The sequence below is a fragment of the Lysobacter sp. Root983 genome (assembly GCF_001429345.1).
Taxonomy (GTDB): Bacteria; Pseudomonadota; Gammaproteobacteria; order Xanthomonadales; family Xanthomonadaceae; genus Lysobacter.
This window is the reverse complement of the sequence record NZ_LMJO01000008.1, coordinates 1-16,938: the sequence shown is the minus strand read 5'-3', so window position 1 is coordinate 16,938 and position 16,938 is coordinate 1. Positions and strand designations below refer to the sequence as shown.

At 68.3% G+C, this 16,938-nt stretch carries 6 protein-coding genes; all 6 read right to left on the bottom strand.

Features of this window, described 5'->3' with window-relative positions; all coding sequences use genetic code 11:
• Positions 1-1,544, bottom strand: a 1,544-nt coding sequence (locus ASE43_RS22505) for a condensation domain-containing protein (protein WP_255356364.1), incomplete at its 3' end; no start/stop codon positions are given.
• Complete coding sequence (locus ASE43_RS07405) at positions 1,511-3,082, bottom strand: amino acid adenylation domain-containing protein (protein WP_162258767.1); 1,572 nt, start codon at positions 3,080-3,082, stop codon at positions 1,511-1,513. The genes ASE43_RS07405 and ASE43_RS22505, both read right to left, overlap by 34 nt.
• Complete coding sequence (locus ASE43_RS07400) at positions 3,052-4,224, bottom strand: condensation domain-containing protein (protein ID WP_057160029.1); 1,173 nt, start codon at positions 4,222-4,224, stop codon at positions 3,052-3,054. The genes ASE43_RS07405 and ASE43_RS07400 overlap by 31 nt, the downstream gene beginning before the upstream one ends.
• A gap of 834 nt (positions 4,225-5,058) precedes the next feature.
• On the bottom strand, positions 5,059-10,566 hold a 5,508-nt coding region (locus ASE43_RS22500), incomplete at its 3' end, for a non-ribosomal peptide synthetase (RefSeq protein ID WP_235568666.1).
• Positions 10,566-14,072, bottom strand: coding sequence for an amino acid adenylation domain-containing protein (locus ASE43_RS22495; RefSeq protein WP_235568665.1), 3,507 nt, complete (start codon positions 14,070-14,072; stop codon positions 10,566-10,568). The genes ASE43_RS22500 and ASE43_RS22495, both read right to left, overlap by 1 nt.
• Positions 14,073-14,082: 10 nt before the next feature.
• Positions 14,083-16,938, bottom strand: a 2,856-nt coding sequence (locus ASE43_RS21195) for an amino acid adenylation domain-containing protein (protein ID WP_157499725.1), incomplete at its 5' end; no start/stop codon positions are given.

Sequence of the window (16,938 nt, the reverse complement as noted above, 5' to 3'; positions counted from 1 at the left end):
CCCGACAGCCGCGACAGCAGCAGCGACCAGCCGGCCAGCAACACCATGAACAGCGTCGCTCCCTGCCGCTGACCCAACTGCTTCAGTCGCGCGCTCAGTTCCGCCGACAACGCGAAGGGCAAGGTGCCGCCGACATGACTCTGCACCGCCGGACGCGCACGGTCGGTCGGCAGCTCCAGCAGTGCCGGCGCGCCCACCAGGTGCTCGCGCCAGAACGCCGTCTGCCGATCCAGTTCCTCGCCTTGCAACCAGCCACGCTGCCACACCGCGTAGTCGGCGTACTGGATGTCCAGCGCCGGCAGCGGATTGGCCCGCCCCTCGCTGTAGGCCGCGTACAACTGCGCGAACTCGCGAACGATGACCCCGGTCGACCAGCCGTCGCTGACGATGTGGTGCTGGGTGATCAGCAGCACGTGTTCCTCGTCGGCCGTACGCAGCAAGCGGCCGCGGATCAGCGGCCCCCGTTCGAAGTCGAACGGCGCCACGGCTTCGGCCTCCACCTGCTCGCGTACCGCCTGCTCGCGGGTCTCGGCGGGCAACTGCGTGAGGTCGTGCTCGGCCAGGGCGAAGCCGATGTCCTCGGGTGCGAACACCTGATGCGGCACGCCATCGACCGCAACCAGGCGCGCACGCAGGCCCTCCTGGCGCGCCACCAGCGTATCCAGCGCCTGCTTCAACGCATCGCGGTGCAGGCTGCCGCTCAGGCGCAGCGCCGCCGGCATGTGATACGCGCGGCTCGCGGATGCATCCAGCTGGTCGATGAACCACAAGCGTTGCTGCGACAACGACAACGGCAGCGGTTGATCGCGGCCGACGCGCTCGATGCGGCCCAAGGTGCTCGTACCGGCCTGGCCCACCGCCTGCGCGAACGCGTGCAGCACCGGGTAGACGAAGAGCTCGCGCAGCGGCACTTCCACGCCCAGTCGCTCACGCACGCGCGAGACCAACTGCACGGCCAGCAGGGAATGGCCGCCCAGTTCGAAGAAGTGATCGTGGCGCCCCACCTGTTCGATCTTCAGCAGCGACTGCCAGATCTCCGCCAGCCCTTGTTCGATCTCGCCTTGCGGCGCTTCGTACTCGCGCTGCATCAGCGAGCTGCCGTCCGGCGCGGGCAGCGCCTTGCGATCCAGCTTGCCGTTCGGCGTCAGCGGGAACGCGTCCAGCACCACGAAGGCACTGGGCACCATGTAGTCGGGCAGCTCCACCGACAGACGCGCACGCAGCTCGGCAACCGCAGGTTCCTGGTCCGCCGTCAGGTACGCCACCAGTCGCTTGTCGCCCGGCACGTCTTCCCGCGCCAGCACCACCGCCTCGCGCACGCCGGCGCAGGCACTCAATTTGGCCTCGATCTCGCCCAGCTCGATGCGGAAGCCACGGATCTTCACCTGGAAATCGTTGCGCCCCAGGTACTCGATGTTGCCGTCCGGCAGCCAGCGACCGAGGTCGCCGGTCTTATACATGCGCGCCTGTGGGTCGGCACTGAACGGATCGCGCACGAACCGCTCGGCCGTCAGCGCCTCGCGGTTCCAGTACCCGCGCGCCACGCCATCGCCGCCGATATGGAGCTCGCCCTGAACGGATCGCGCACGAACCGCTCGGCCGTCAGCGCCTCGCGGTTCCAGTACCCGCGCGCCACGCCATCGCCGCCGATATGGAGCTCGCCCGCCACGCCCACCGGCACCGGGGTACCCTGCGCGTCGAGGATGTACATCTGCGTGTTGGCGATCGGCCGGCCGATCGGCACCACCTCGCCGTAGGCGCCGACACGGCACGGCCACGCCGTCACGTCGATCGCCGCTTCGGTCGGGCCGTACAGGTTATGCCAGGCCACCTGCGGCAAGGCCTGACTGGCCCGCTGCAGCACGCCATGCGGCAGCGCCTCGCCGCTGCACAGCACCTGGCGCAGCGAACGGCAGCGCGCATCGCGCACCTGCGACACGAACTCGGCCAGCATCGAAGGCACGAAGTGCATCGTCGTGATGCCCTCGGCTTCGATCAGCGCCTGCAGGTACTCCGGATCGCGATGGCCGCCCGGCCGCGCCATCACCAGACCGGCGCCGGCCAGTAGCGGCAGGAAGAATTCCCACACCGACACGTCGAAGCCGAACGGCGTCTTCTGCAGCACACGATCGTCGGCATCCAGCCGGTATTCGCGTTGCGCCCACAGCAACCGATTCACCACGCCCCGGTGCTCGTTCATCACGCCCTTGGGCTGACCGGTCGATCCGGAGGTGTAGATCATGTACGCCAGGTGGCGCGAGCCCAGGCCCAGGGCCTGCGGATCGGGCCGGTGCGCCGGCCGCGCCGCCCAGGGCGCCGCCGCATCGTCCAGGCATAGCGTCGCCACCGCATGCGCCGGCAGCCGATCCGCCAGCGACGATTGCGTCAACAGCAGCGACGGCGCGCTGTCCTGCAGCATGAAAGCCAGGCGTTCCGGCGGGTAGTCCGGGTCCAGCGGCACGTAGGCGCCACCGGCCTTGAGGATGCCCAGCAGGCCGACCACCATCTCCACGCTGCGCTCGACGCAGATCGCGACACGCGCATCCGGGCCCACGCCCTGGGCGATCAGCTCGTGCGCCAGGCGGTTCGCCCGGGCGTCCAGTTCGGCGTAGCTCAAAGACCCGGACCCGTCGCGTACCGCCAGTGCATCCGGCTGCGCGTCCACCCGTCCTTCGAACAGTTCGTGGATCAGCGCATCCTGCGGATAGTCGGTCGCCGTGGCATTGAAGCCTTCCAGTACCTGCGCTCGCTGCACGGCCGTCATGATCGGCAGCGTGGCGACGGCCTGCGCGTCGGACGCGGCCATCGCCTCCAGCACAGTCATGAAGTGGCAAGCGAGGCGTTCGACCGTGCTGCGGTCGAACAGGTCCACCGCATAGTCGATGCCGCCATGCAAGCCCGCGCCGCCGTCGTTCAACGACAGCGACAGATCGAACTGTGCAATGGTGTGTTCGCTTTGTACCTGCGACAGCGTCAGGCCAGGCAGCTCCATCGCATCGCCGCCGGGCGTGTTGTTCAAGGACAGCATCACCTGGAACAACGGGCTGTGGCTCAGGCTGCGCGCCGGCTGTACCGCTTCCACCACCTGCTCGAACGGCAGTCGTCCTGACCCGACAGCCGCGACAGCAGCAGCGACCAGCCGGCCAGCAATACCGCAAACAACGTGGTGCCGTGCGACTGCGCCAGCACGCGCAGCTTGGCGGCCAACTCGGCCGACAACGCCACCGGCACCACGGACCCGGCATAACGCTGCACCGGCGGACGCGGACGGTCGGTCGGCAACTCCAGCAGGGCCGGCGCGCCCACCAGGTGATCGCGCCAGAACGCCGTCTGCCGCTCCAGTTCCTCGCCTTGCAGCCAGCCGCGCTGCCAAGCCGCGTAATCGGCGTACTGGATGTCCAGCGCCGGCAACGGATTGGCCAGCCCATCGCTATAGGCCGCATACAACTGCGCGAACTCGCGAATGATGATACCGATCGACCAGCCGTCGCTGACGATGTGATGCTGGGTGATCAGCAGCACGTGCTCCTCGTCGCCCGTACGCAGCAAGCGGCCGCGGATCAGCGGCCCCTGGCTCAAGTCGAAGGGCGCACCCGCTTCGTCGACCGCCTGCTCGCGTACCGCCTGCTCGCGGGCCTCGACGGGCAACTGCGAGAGGTCGTGCTCGGCCAGGGCAAAGCCGATATCTTCGGGTGCGAAGACCTGGTGCGGCACGCCATCGACCGCAACCAGGCGCGCACGCAGGCCCTCCTGGCGCGCGACCAGCGTGTCCAGCGCCTGCTTCAGCGCATCGCGGTGCAGACTGCCGCTCAGGCGCAGCGCCGCCGGCATGTGATATGCGCGGCTCGCGGATGCATCCAGCTGGTCGATGAACCACAGGCGTTGCTGCGACAACGACAACGGCAGCGGTTGATCGCGCCCGACCTTGACGATTCGGCCCAAGGTACTGGTGCCGGCGTCGCACACGGCCTGGGCGAACGCCTGCAGCACCGGCCGCGCGAACAACTCGCGCAGCGGCACTTCCACGCCCAGCCGCTCGCGCACGTGCGACACCAACTGCACGGCCAACAGCGAATGGCCGCCCAGCTCGAAGAAATGGTCGTTCCGGCCCGCGCGCTCGATGCCTAGCAGTTGCTGCCAGATCTCCGCCAGCCCCTGCTCGATCTCGCCTTGCGGCGCTTCGTACTCGCGCTGCACCAGCGAGCTGCCGTCCGGCGCGGGCAACGCCTTGCGATCGAGCTTGCCGTTCGGCGTCAGCGGGAACGCTGCACCAGCGAGCTGCCGTCCGGCGCGGGCAACGCCTTGCGATCGAGCTTGCCGTTCGGCGTCAGCGGGAACGCGTCGAGCACCATGAAGGCGCTCGGTACCATGTACTCGGGCAACTGCGCTTGCAGCGCTTCGTGCAACTGCACCCCCGTCGGCTCCGCTCCCGCCGCCGGCACCACATACGCCACCAGCCGCTTGTCGCCCGGCACGTCCTCACGCGCCAGCACCACCGCCTCGCGCACGCCGGCGCAGGTACTCAATTTGGCCTCGATCTCGCCCAGCTCGATGCGGAAGCCACGGATCTTCACCTGGAAATCGTTGCGCCCCAGGTACTCGATGGTGCCGTCCGGCAGCCAGCGACCCAGGTCGCCGGTCTTGTACATACGTGCCTGCGGATCGGCACTGAACGGATCGCGCACGAACCGCTCGGCCGTCAGCGCCGGCTGGTTCAGATAGCCCCGTGCCACGCCATCGCCGCCGATATGGAGCTCGCCTGCCACGCCCACCGGCACCGGCTCGCCCTGTGCATCCAGAATGTAGACCTGCGTGTTCGCGATCGGACGGCCAATGGGTACCGAAGTGGCGTCTTCGGCCAGCGCCTCGATCAGGTGCGTGCAAGCGAACGTCGTGGTCTCGGTCGGGCCGTAACCGTTGATCAGGTGCGCCGGACGCTGCGCCTGCGCCAGCACGCTGCGGATCGTGCGCGGATCGAGTGCGTCGCCGCCGACCAGCAGATAGCGCAGCTGCGCCAGCGACGCCTGCATGCTCGGCGCGTACTGGTTGAACAGGCCNGCGGATCGTGCGCGGATCGAGTGCGTCGCCGCCGACCAGCAGATAGCGCAGCTGCGCCAGCGACGCCTGCATGCTCGGCGCGTACTGGTTGAACAGGCCGACCGTCATCCACATCGCCGTGGCCCCGTGGGCCAGCAGTTGCTCGTCGAATCGACGCGCATCCAGCACATCGGCCGGCGGCAGCACCAGCAGCCGCGCGCCATTGAGCAACGCGCCCCAGATTTCCCAGGTCGCCGCGTCGAAGGCCGGATTGGCCGCGTGCACCAGGCAGTCGTCGTCACCCGCCTGGAAATACGGGTTGTTGATCACCAGCCGGTTCACGTTACGGTGCTCGACCATCACGCCCTTGGGCGTACCGGCCGATCCAGACGTGTAGATCACATAGGCCAGATGGCGCGAGCAGAGGCCCTGATCGCCCCGATCGGGATTGTGCGCGGGAAGGTGGCGCTCCAGTACCCGGAGATCCATATCGAGACGCAGCACCGGCACATCGGTCAAGGGCAGGTGCGCTTCGATGTCCGAATGCGTGATCAGTACCTTCGGCGCGCTGTCTTCCAGCAGGATCGAGAGGCGCTCGGCAGGATAGGACGGGTCCAGCGGCACATAGGCGCCGCCCGCTTTCAGGATGCCCAGCAGGCCGACGATCAGGTCGGCGCTGCGCTCGATGCAGATCGCCACGCGATCGTCGGGGCCTACGCCCTGCGCGATCAAGTGATGCGCCAGGCGATTGGCCCGGGCGTTCAGCTCGCCGTAGCTGATCGATTCGCCGTCGCAGACGACCGCGATCGCATCCGGACGGCGTTCCGCTTGCTGCTCGAACAATCCGTGAATCAGCGCGTCGCGCGGATACTCGGCCGCGGTGGCGTTTAGCTCGTGCAAGAGATGCTGCCGCTGCGGGCGCGTCAGCATCGGCAATGTCGCCACGCAGGCCGCATCGTCGGCGGCCATGGCGTCGAGCAGGGTCGCGAAACAGCCGATGAAGCGCTCGATCGTCCCGCGATCGAACAGATCGCTGGCGTAGACCAGCGCGCCGGACCATGCATCTTCCGACTCCGCCATGTTCAACGCCACGTCGAACTGGGTGGTATCCAATTCGGACTTCATCGAGGACAGCACCAGACCCGGCAGCTCCAGAGGGCCGTCGTTGGACTGACCGCCCCAGCTGAAACTCGTCTGCACCAGGGGGCCATGGCTGAGGCTGCGCACGGGCTGCATCACCTCGACGACCTGCTCGAAGGGCAGCTCCTGGTGCGCGAAGGCCGCCAGTGCCGTCTCCTTCACCTGCGCCAGCAGGTCGGCCACATTCGCCTGTCCATCCAGCCGCACCCGCAGCGCCAGCGTGTTGACGAAGAAGCCGAGCAAGCCCTCGACTTCGCGCCGCTGACGGTTGGCCACCGGCGTGCCGACCACCACGTCCTGCTGCCCCGACAGGCGCGACAGCAACGCAGCCCAAGCTGCCAGCACCACCATGTACGGCGTGACGCCATGGCGCTGCGCCAAGGCGCGCAAACGGCCTCCCAGTTCGGCCGGCAGTTCGAACGTCGCCGTGGCGCCGGCATGGCTTTGCACGAGGGGACGGGGCCGATCGGTGGGCAGCGCCAGCAACTCCGGCGCGCCGCCCAGATGCTCGCGCCAGAAGGCGGTCTGCCGCTCGAGTTCGTCGCCTTGCAACCAATTGCGCTGCCATACGGCGTAGTCGGCGTACTGGATCTCCAGCGGTGGCAAGGGATCCGGCCGGTTCTCGCAGAACGCGGCGTACAACTGGGCGAATTCGCGCACCATGACAGCGACGGACCAACCGTCACTGACGATGTGATGCTGCGTGACCAACAACACATGCTCGTCATCGGCCAAGCGCAGCAGACGGCCGCGGATCAGCGGCCCCTGCGTGAAGTCGAACGGGGCAGCGGCCTCTTCTTCCGCCTGTGCGCGCACCACGCGCTCGAGCTGATCGGCCGGCAGATGCGCCAGGTCGTGCTCGACCAGCGCAAAGCCGACATCTTCCGGCGCGAACGCCTGGTACGGCACACCCTCGACCTCGACGAAGCGCGCGCGCAGGCCCTCCTGACGGGCGACCAGACGATCCAACGCGGCCTTCATCGCCGCGCGATTGAGGCTGCCGGTCAATCGCAAGGCCGATGGCATGTGGTAAGCGAGGCTGGCGCGCTCATCGAAACTGGCCAGGAACCACAGCCGCTGCTGTGCGAGCGACAGCGGCAAATGGCCACTGCGATCGGCACGTGCGATGGTGCCGATGTCGCTGCGCGAGATGTCCTGCAACTCGGCTGCGAGCTCGCGCAGCTGGGGGCGATTGAACACCGCCTTGAGCGGCAGATCGATGCCGAACGTGGCGCGCACCTGCGAACGCAGGCGCACGACCAGCAGCGAATGGCCGCCAAGTTCGAAGAAATGATCGTCGCGGCCGATGCGCTCGACCCCGAGCAGGCCTTGCCATATCGCGGCCAGGCCTTGCTCCGTCTCGCCTTCCGGTGCGGAATAAGTCCGCGCGGTGCGCACTTGTTCCTGGGGTGCGGGCAGCGCGGAGCGGTCGAGCTTGCCATGGGCGGTCAACGGCCACTCGGCCATGTGCACATAGGCCGAGGGCAACATGTACTCCGGCAAGCGCGAAGCCAGGCTGGCGCGGAAGGTCTCCGCCGTCGCCGTCGCGGTGTCCTCGCAGCGCACGTAGGCGACCAGGCGCTTGTCGCCCGGCATGTCCTCGCGCGCGATCACCACGGCCTCTCGCACGCCTTCGCAGGCGCACAACGCCGCTTCGATTTCCGCGGGTTCGATCCGGTAGCCACGGACCTTCACCTGGAAATCGTTGCGCCCCATGTATTCGAGCCGGCCGTCGGCCAGGCGCCGCGCCAGGTCTCCGGTGCGGTACATCCGCGCATCGGGCGTTTCGCCGCGCGGGTCCGGCATGAAGCGCTCCAGGGTCAGAGCATCGTTCTGCCAATAGCCTGCCGACACGCCGGCGCCGGCGATGTAGATCTCGCCGACGACGCCTTCGGGCACGGGTTCGCCGCGACCGTCCAGCACATACAAGCGCATATTGGGCAGCGGCCGGCCCAGCGGCACGGTCTTCGCAGCGAACGGCAGCGTCTCGATCACCTCACAGCTGGCGAACGTGGTGGTTTCGGTCGGGCCGTAGCACTGCACCAGCCGAGGCGGCGCGTGCCCGGAAGCCAAGAGGCGCCGCACCTTCTGCGCATCCGCCTTCTCGCCGCCGAACAACAGAGCCGAAAGGCGCGAGAACGCAGGCGCCATGGCCTCAGCATGCTGGTGGAACAGTCCGACCGTGAGGTGCAGCACCGCCACCTGTTCGCGCTCAAGCAATGCGGACAGGCGCTCGGCGTCCAGCAGCTCGTCGGCCGAGACCACGACCAGGCAGGCACCGTTGCACAATGCGCCCCAGATTTCCCAGCTCGCTGCGTCGAAGGCGATATTGGCCGCATGCGCCAGGCGCATGCCTTGGGCGAAAGCGATGGGCGAGGTCGAACTGGCCAGGTTGACCAGGTTGCGATGGCGCAACATCACGCCCTTGGGGCGGCCGGTTGAACCAGAGGTATAGATCAGGCAGCACAGCGATTCGGCATTGCGCTTGGCCTGCGCAAGGGCGGTTGCCGGAGCAGTCCATGGCAGGCGCTCCCACTCCAGTACTTCCCAGCTTCCGTCCGGCAGCGACGTATCGTCCGCCGCCCGTCGCAGCACCAGCTGCGGCGTCGCGTCCTGCAGGATATGCAGCAGGCGCTCACGCGGGTATTCCGGGTCCAGCGGCACGTACACCGCGCCCGCCTTGAGCACCGCGAGCATCGCCACCACCATTTCCACGCCGCGCGGCAGGCACAGCGCCACACGCTCCGCCGACGCCACACCACGCTCGCGCAGATGCGCCGCCAAGCGGTTGGCACGCTCGTCCAGCTCGCGATAACTGAGCCTGACGTCTCCGCAAACCAGCGCCTCGGCGTCCGGCTGTTCCGCCACGCGCGCCTCGAAGCGCTCATGCAGCAGGCTGTCCTGCGCGTACGTGGACGCGGTGTCGTTCTGCAGTTGCCACAGGCGCGCCGACTCCCCGGCGGACATCAACGGCAGGGCCCACACTTCGGCCGACTCGTTGGCCAGCATGCCGGCAAGCAGTCTCTGCCACTCCTGGGCGAACGTGCGCACGGTGTCTTCGTCGAACAGATCGCTGGCGTATTCGATCGCGCCGGACAGCGCATCGCCGCCGTCGCTCAAGGCCAGCGACAGTTCGAAATGCGTGGTGGTATGCGTTGTGGCGCAGGGCGAGAAGGTCAAGCCCGGCAGGCTCAGCTCGCCCGCGTCGGGCGTATTGTTGAGCGCCACCATGGTCTGGAACAACGGACTGCGGCCGAGGCTGCGCGCCGGGCGCACGGCATCGACCACTTGTTCGAACGGCACGGCCTGATGCGCAAACGCAGCCAGCGTGGTCTCCTTGACCTGCGCCAGCAGGTCCGCCACGGTCAGCTCCTGCGGAAGACGCACGCGCAAGGCCAACGTGTTGACGAAGAAGCCGATCAGACCCTCGATTTCGCGACGCGTGCGGCCGGCGACCGGCGAGCCGACCACGATGTCGTCCTGGCCGGAGCGTCGCGCAAGCCACAACGCCCAGGCGGCGAGCAACACCATGTAGGGGGTGACGCCCGAGTTCGCGGCGAACGTGCGCAGTTCCTGCGCCAGCGTCTCCGGCAACTCGATCGGCAGGCTGCCACCGCGGTGGCTCTGCATGGCGGGGCGCGGATGATCGGTCGGAAGCTCCACGCCCTCTGGCGCGCCGGCAAGCAGCGAACGCCAGTAGGCCAGTTGCTTTTCCAGTGCTTCGCCGCCGTATTCGTTGCGCTGCCAGATGGCGTAGTCGGCGTACTGGATCGGCAACGGCGGCAGCGACAGCGCCCCGCCCTCGCAGGCCGCGGCATACAGGCCGGCGAATTCCCGCACGAGCACGCCCAGCGACCAACCGTCGGTAATGAGGTGGTGCATGGTGATGAGCAGCACGTGCTCGTCGTCGCGCATCTGCCACAGGCCGACTCTCAGCAAGGGACCGCGACTCAGGTCGAACGGCTGTTGCATGGATTCGGCCAGTTCGGCCGGCAAGCGCGCATCGGCTTGGGCATCGCCGCGCAGATCGCGAATGGCCAGGGCGAATCCGCCCAGATCCTCGGCCACGACCTGGCAAGGTACGCCGTCTTCCTGCGCAAAGTGGGTGCGCAGGCTCTCGTGCCGTGCGATCAATTGCGCGAAGGCTTGCTCCATCGCGGCGCGATCGAGTTGCCCGCTAAGCCGCAGTGCCGAGGAAATGTGACTGGCCTGGCTGGCGCCCGGATCCAGTTCGCACAGGAACCACAAACGCTGCTGGGCAAGCGACAGCGGCACGTGCGCCGGCCTCGGCCCTGGCACGATCGGCGCCACGCCGCGCGACTGCTGCTGGATCTTCTTCAACAGCGCTGCGCGCAGCAGTGCCTCACGCGAAAGCGTATCCGTGCTCATCAAACCGTATCCCCAAGGAAAGCTTGCAGTTCTTCGTCGGACAGCGCGTCCAGTTCGGCTTGCATGGCGCTGAGGTCCTGCTCGGACGGCAGCGCCAACTGCGCCGCTTCGATCGCGCCGGCCAACATTTCCAGGCGTCCCATCTCGAAGACCGTCTTCAGCGGCAACTCGATGTGGAATCGCTCCTGCACATGCACCGACAAGGTGACCGCGAGCAGCGAATGCCCGCCCAGCGCGAAGAAATCGTCGTCGCGGCCGACACGCGGCACTTCCAGCAATTGCTGCCAAATCTCGGCCAAGGCCAGTTCCGTCTCGCCTTCCGGGGCGCGATAGGCGCGTGCCGCACGCAATCCGACATCCGGCGACGGCAGCGCACGCCGGTCCAGCTTGCCGTTCGCATTGAGCGGCATGGCCGGCAACTCGACGAAGGCCGAGGGCAACATGTAGTCCGGCAGCGACGCACGCAAGGCTTCGCGCCATGCGTGCACCTGCTCCTGACCGGCACCGGCGTCGACCGGCACGACATAGGCGACCAGCGACTTTTCGCCACCTTCCGTCACATGCACCAGCACCACCGCCTCGCCGATCCCCGGCAATGCGCGCAGCGCCGCTTCGATCTCGCCGGTCTCGACGCGGAATCCGCGGATCTTGACCTGACCGTCGACACGGCCCAGGTACTCGATCGTGCCGTCGGGGCGATAGCGTCCGCGATCGCCGCTGCGGTACATGCGCGCGCCCGGCACGAACGGGTCCGGCAGGAAATGTTCGAGGGTCCGCTGGGGCTGGTTCCAGTAGCCGCGTGCGACGCCGTCGCCGCCGATATGGATTTCGCCGACCGCGCCGAGCGGCATCACCTCGCCCGCCGCACCGAGGATGTAGATGCGGGTGTTGGCGATCGGTCGCCCGATCGGGATCGGGCGACCATCCAGGTCGCGCGCATCCAGCTCGTGCGTGCAGGCGAAGGTGGTGCTCTCCGTGGGGCCGTAGCCGTTGACGACATGCAGCGGGCGATCGCCCGCATTCATCGCCCGTGCCATCACCGCCGGATCGAGCGCATCGCCACCGACCAACAGGTACCGCAGTTGCCCGAAGATCGGGCGCAACGCCGCCTCGTACTGGTTGAACAGCCCGACCGAAAGCCACAGCGCGCTCACGCATCCGGCGCGCAGACAGTCCACCAGACGCGCCGGCGCCAGCACATCTTCCTGTGGCACGATCAACAGGCGCGCACCGGCCAACAGCGCACCCCAGACTTCCCAGGTGGACGCGTCGAAGGCGGGATTGGCCGCATGCGCGACCGTGTCTTTAACGGTCAGGGTGCAATAGGGATTGTTGATCGCCAGCCGCAATACCTGCCGGTGCTCGACCATCACCCCTTTTGGCCGTCCGGTCGAGCCGGAGGTGTACATGACGTAGCACAGATGGTCCGCACGCAGCGCGGGCACGACCGGCGCTTCCGGCATGGGACGCTGCAGCAGCGCGGCGCACTCGACATCGAAGCGCAGCACCGGCATGTCGAGCGCGGGCAAGCCGTCTTCCCAGTCCGAACCGCTCAGCACCACCGCGGGCGCGGTGTCGGCCAACAGCCATGCAAGGCGTTCGCGCGGCTGCTGCGGTTCCAGCGGCACATACGCGCCACCGGCCTTCAACACGGCCAGCATGCCGAGCACCATCTCGATCCCGCGCGGCAGCACGATGGCGACGCGTTGATCCGGGCCGACACCCAGGCTCACCAGATAGTGCGCAAGACGATTGGCACGCTGGTCGAGCTCGCGATAGCTGAGCCGCTCGCCGCCGCATTCCAGCGCCACCGCATCCGGCTGCGCGGCCGCATGCCGCGAGAACTCCTCGTGCAGCAGGCCATCGCGCGGGTAATCCCGGCGCGTATCGTTGAAACCCTCCACCAACTGCCGCTGCTCGGTCTCGCTCAATAGCGAGAATCCATCGAGCGCGCCATCCGAATCCAGCGCGTTGATCAGGCCATCGATGGCCTGCTCCAGATAGTCGAGCATGCGCGTCGCGTCGATGCCGTCGGCACACTCGGCGGTGATGCCGAAATCGTCGCCGAAATCGTTGATCTTGAGCGTCAGCGGGTAGTTCGCATGGTCGCCGTAGTCGGCCACGATGCGGATGCCGGTCGGTGCATCTTCTGCCCGACCGCTGGCCGGCGTCGCGTTGTGCCGGTAGTTGAGCAAGGCGGTGAACAGCGGCCGGCCCGTCGGCACGCCGCTCATGCGCTGCGCCAGCGCCAACGGCGCATGCTCGTGATCGAACAGACTGGCCAGATCGCGATAGCAGTCCTGCAACAACGAAGGCGCGTCGGCGCCGGCCAGACGCACGCGCAGCGGCAGGCTGTTGACGAACATGCCCAACGCGGTGTCCGCGCCATCGGCACCGTGCATGCGCCCGGCCAGCACCGTGCCGAACACGACATCGTCGCGGCCGCTGCACGGCCCCAGCAGCAGTGCATACGCCACATGGAACAGGACCGCCGGCGGGACCTGCTGCTGGSGAGCCAGTTCGCGCACGCGTCGCGCCCGCTCTGCCGCGAGAAAACGCTGGTCGACCGACAAGGTACCGGCGCCCTGCTGTACGTCGAAGATGCCGAAAGGCGCAGTCGGCTCGTCGACGTCGCCAAGCTGCTCGCGGAAATAGCTTTCGTGCGCCTCGACCGGCACCGCGATCGCCGCCGCCACCTGTTCGCGCAACGGCAGCGACGGCGGCAATGCAACCGTTTCGTCGAGCAGGCATCGATGCAGCTCGTCCATCAGCACTTCCAGCGAGCGATGATCGACGATCAGGTGATGGCTCACGAATCCGAGCAGCCACTCGTCACGCGCCCGGTCGTGCACGACATAGGCGGCCAGCAGCGGCGCGCATTTCAGGTCGAGCCGCAAGCGGTGGTCGGTACGCGCCGTGAGCACGGCCAACGCATCCTCGTCTTCCGGCACCTCCAGCTCGTGCACCGGCAGGCGGGCCTCGCGCCAGATCACCTGGACGGGCTGCGCCAGCCCCTCCCACGCCAGCGAGATGCGGAGGATGTCATGGCGCCCGATCAGCCGGTTGAAGATTCCGACGAAATCGTCCAAGCGCGCACGCTCCGCGAAAGCGATCACCGTGCAGGACAGATAGGGATCGCCTTCCTGCTCCAAGAGATGATGGAACAGCATGCCGGTCTGCATCGGCAGCAACGGACAGATGTCCTGGATGTTGGTCGCGCCGCCCGGCACCATCTCGGCGATGCGGTCGATCTGCGCCTGGGTCAGGTCGACCAGCGGCAGCAATTCCGGCGTGATGTGCGCGGTACCGACAGGAATGCCCTGCGGCTGCTGCACCTGCGCCGCCGCGGCGGCCGGTACCAGGGCCGCGGCGTAGGCGGCCAAGGTCGGCGCGACGAACAGGTCGCGCACGCCCGCACTCCACCCCTCGTGCCGCAAGCGTTCGACCATCGTGACCGCCAGCAGCGAATGTCCACCCAGTTCGAAGAAATGGTCGTGCCGGCCCACGCGCGGCACCTCAAGCAGTTCCTGCCACAGCCGCGCAAGGGTCTCTTCCACCTCGCCCTGCGGGGCTTCGTACTCTCGTTGCGCCACCGCGCCCGACTGCGTCGTCGGCAACGCCGCGCGATCCAGCTTGCCGTTGGCCGTGCGCGGCAACTGCGCCATCGCCACCAGCGAGGACGGCAGCATATAGTCCGGCAGGCGCGAGGCCAGCTGCGCGCGCAGGCTCGCCGCGCTCTCTTCTTCCTCGCCCGCCGCTGCCCAGTACGCCACCAGCCGCGCGTCCGCGCTCGTACTCTCGTTGCGCCACCGCGCCCGACTGCGTCGTCGGCAACGCCGCGCGATCCAGCTTGCCGTTGGCCGTGCGCGGCAACTGCGCCATCGCCACCAGCGAGGACGGCAGCATGTAGTCCGGCAGGCGCGAGGCCAGCTGCGCGCGCAGGCTCGCCGCGCTCTCTTCTTCCTCGCCCGCCGCTGCCCAGTACGCCACCAGCCGCGCGTCCGCGCCTTCGCCCAGCAGCAGCACCGCCGCCTCGGCCACGCCCGGCAGCGCTTCCAGCTGCGTCTCGATCTCGCCGATCTCGATGCGATGRCCGCGCAGCTTGACCTGGAAATCCACACGCCCCAGGCATTCCAGCCGTCCATCKGACCGGTACCGGCCCAGGTCGCCCGTGCGATACAGCCGCTCGCCGGCAACGCCGCCGATGTGATCGGCCACGAAACGTTCCGCCGTCAGYGCCTCGCGACCCAGGTAACCGCGCGTGACACCCGCGCCGCCCAGGTGGATCTCGCCCACCACCCCCACCGGCACCACTTCGCCACGCGCGTCCAGCACGTGCAGCTTCGTGTTCGGCAGCGGCCGCCCGATCGGCACCGTCCGATCGTTCTCTTCCTGGCASCGTTCGATGCTCGCGCAGACCGTGCCTTCGGTCGGGCCGTAGGCGTTGAAGAACGACAGCCGTCCCCGCCAGCGCTCGGCCAGCGCGACCGGGCAGGCTTCACCCGCCACCACCAGCGTGCGCAGCTGCGGCAGCTCCGCCTCGCCCAGCGTCTGCAGAGCGCTGCCCGGCAGGGTCGCATGCGTGATCGCGYGATCGCGCAGCGTCGCCAGCAACGGTTCGCCCGGCAACAGCCGATGCCGCGGCGCCAGGCACAGCGTGCCGCCCGACAGCAGCGCCATCGCCCATTCCCACACGCTCGCATCGAACGAGGGCGAGGCGAACTGCAGCACGCGCGATCCCGCCAGATCGCCGAACACCGCCGCCTGCGAGGCCGCCAGGTGGCACAGCTGGCGGTGTTCCACCATCACCGCCTTGGGTTCGCCGGTCGAACCGGAGGTGTAGATCAGGTACGCCAGGTGCGACGGTTGCAGCGCCGGCACCGCCGGGCGCGTCGCCGGCAGCCGCCGCGTCAGCACCGGCAGGTCCACATCCAGCCGCAGCACCGGCACGTCMAGCGGCGGCAGATGCTCGGCCACCGACGATTGCGTCAGCACCAGCAAGGGCGCGCTGTCGCTCACCATGTAGGACAGCCGCGCCGACGGGTACTCCGGATCCAGCGGCACGTAGGCGCAGCCGGCCTTCAGGATGCCCAGCACGCCGACCAGGTACTCCACGCCGCGTTCCACGCACAGCGCCACCCGRGCRTCGGGCTGCGCRCCCTGCGCCAGCAGGTAATGCGCCAGACGGTTGGCGCGTTCGTCCAGTTCGGCATAGCTCAGCGAYTCGCCGTCGAACTCCAGGGCGATCGCATCGCCCCGGGCATCCACCCAGCCCTCGAAGCAGGCATGCGCCAGCCACGACGGCGGCAGCGCCGGCGTTACGACATTGAACGCATCGACCACTTGCCGGTAATCGGCTTCGGCCAGCAGCGGCACRCGCAGGGCTTCCTGCGCCTCGTCGGCCACRAACCCTTCCAGCAGCTGCAAGAAGCACCGGCTCCAGCGCGCCACGGTGGCTTCGTCGAACAGGTCGCTCGCATGGATCAACGTGCCTTCCAGACACGCACCGGTATCGCTCAGGTGCAGGGAGAGATCGAACTGGGTGGTCTGGTGCGGCAGCGGYARCGCCGCCAGCGACAACTGCGGCAGATCCACYGCGCCGCCYTCGGGCTCGTTGTGCCAGGTGAAACTCGCCTGCGCGAGCGGCACATGGCTCAGGCTGCGCGTCGGCCGYAGCGCCTCCACCACCTGCTCGAACGGCAGCTCCTGGTGCGCGAACGCCGCCAGGGTCTCGCGCCGCACCGCTTCGATCAGCTGYGCGACGCTCTGCCCTTCCTCCACCCGCGTGCAGAACGCCAGCGTGTTGACGAAGAAGCCGATCAAACCTTCCAGTTCGCGCCGGTGGCGACCGGCCACCGGCGTGGCCACCACYACCGTCGACTGACCCGACAGGCGCGACAGCAGCAGCGACCAAGCCGCCATCAGCACCATGTACAAGGTTGCGCCGTGCCGCTGCGCCAACGCGCGCAAGCCCTCGGTCAGCGGCGCCGGCACCGTCAGCGCCCACTGCCCGCCCGCATGGCTGGGCGTGGGCGGGCGCGGACGGTCCTGCGGCAGTTCCAACAGCTCSGGGGCGCCGGCCAGGTGGCCGCGCCAGAAGTCCAGCTGCTGCGCCAGCACCGGGCCCTGCAGCGTCTGCCGCTGCCAGTGCGCGTARTCCGCATACTGGATCGGCAACGGWGCCAGCCCGTCCGSCTCGCCCAGGCAGGCCGCGCGATACAGCGCCGCCAGTTCCCGCACCATCACCGCGTTGGACCAGCCGTCGCTCACGATGTGGTGCTGGTTCAACACCAGTACGTGTTCCTGCTCCGACACGCGCAGCAGGCGGCCGCGGATCATCGGGCCGTTCGCCAGGTCGAACGGCGTGGCCAA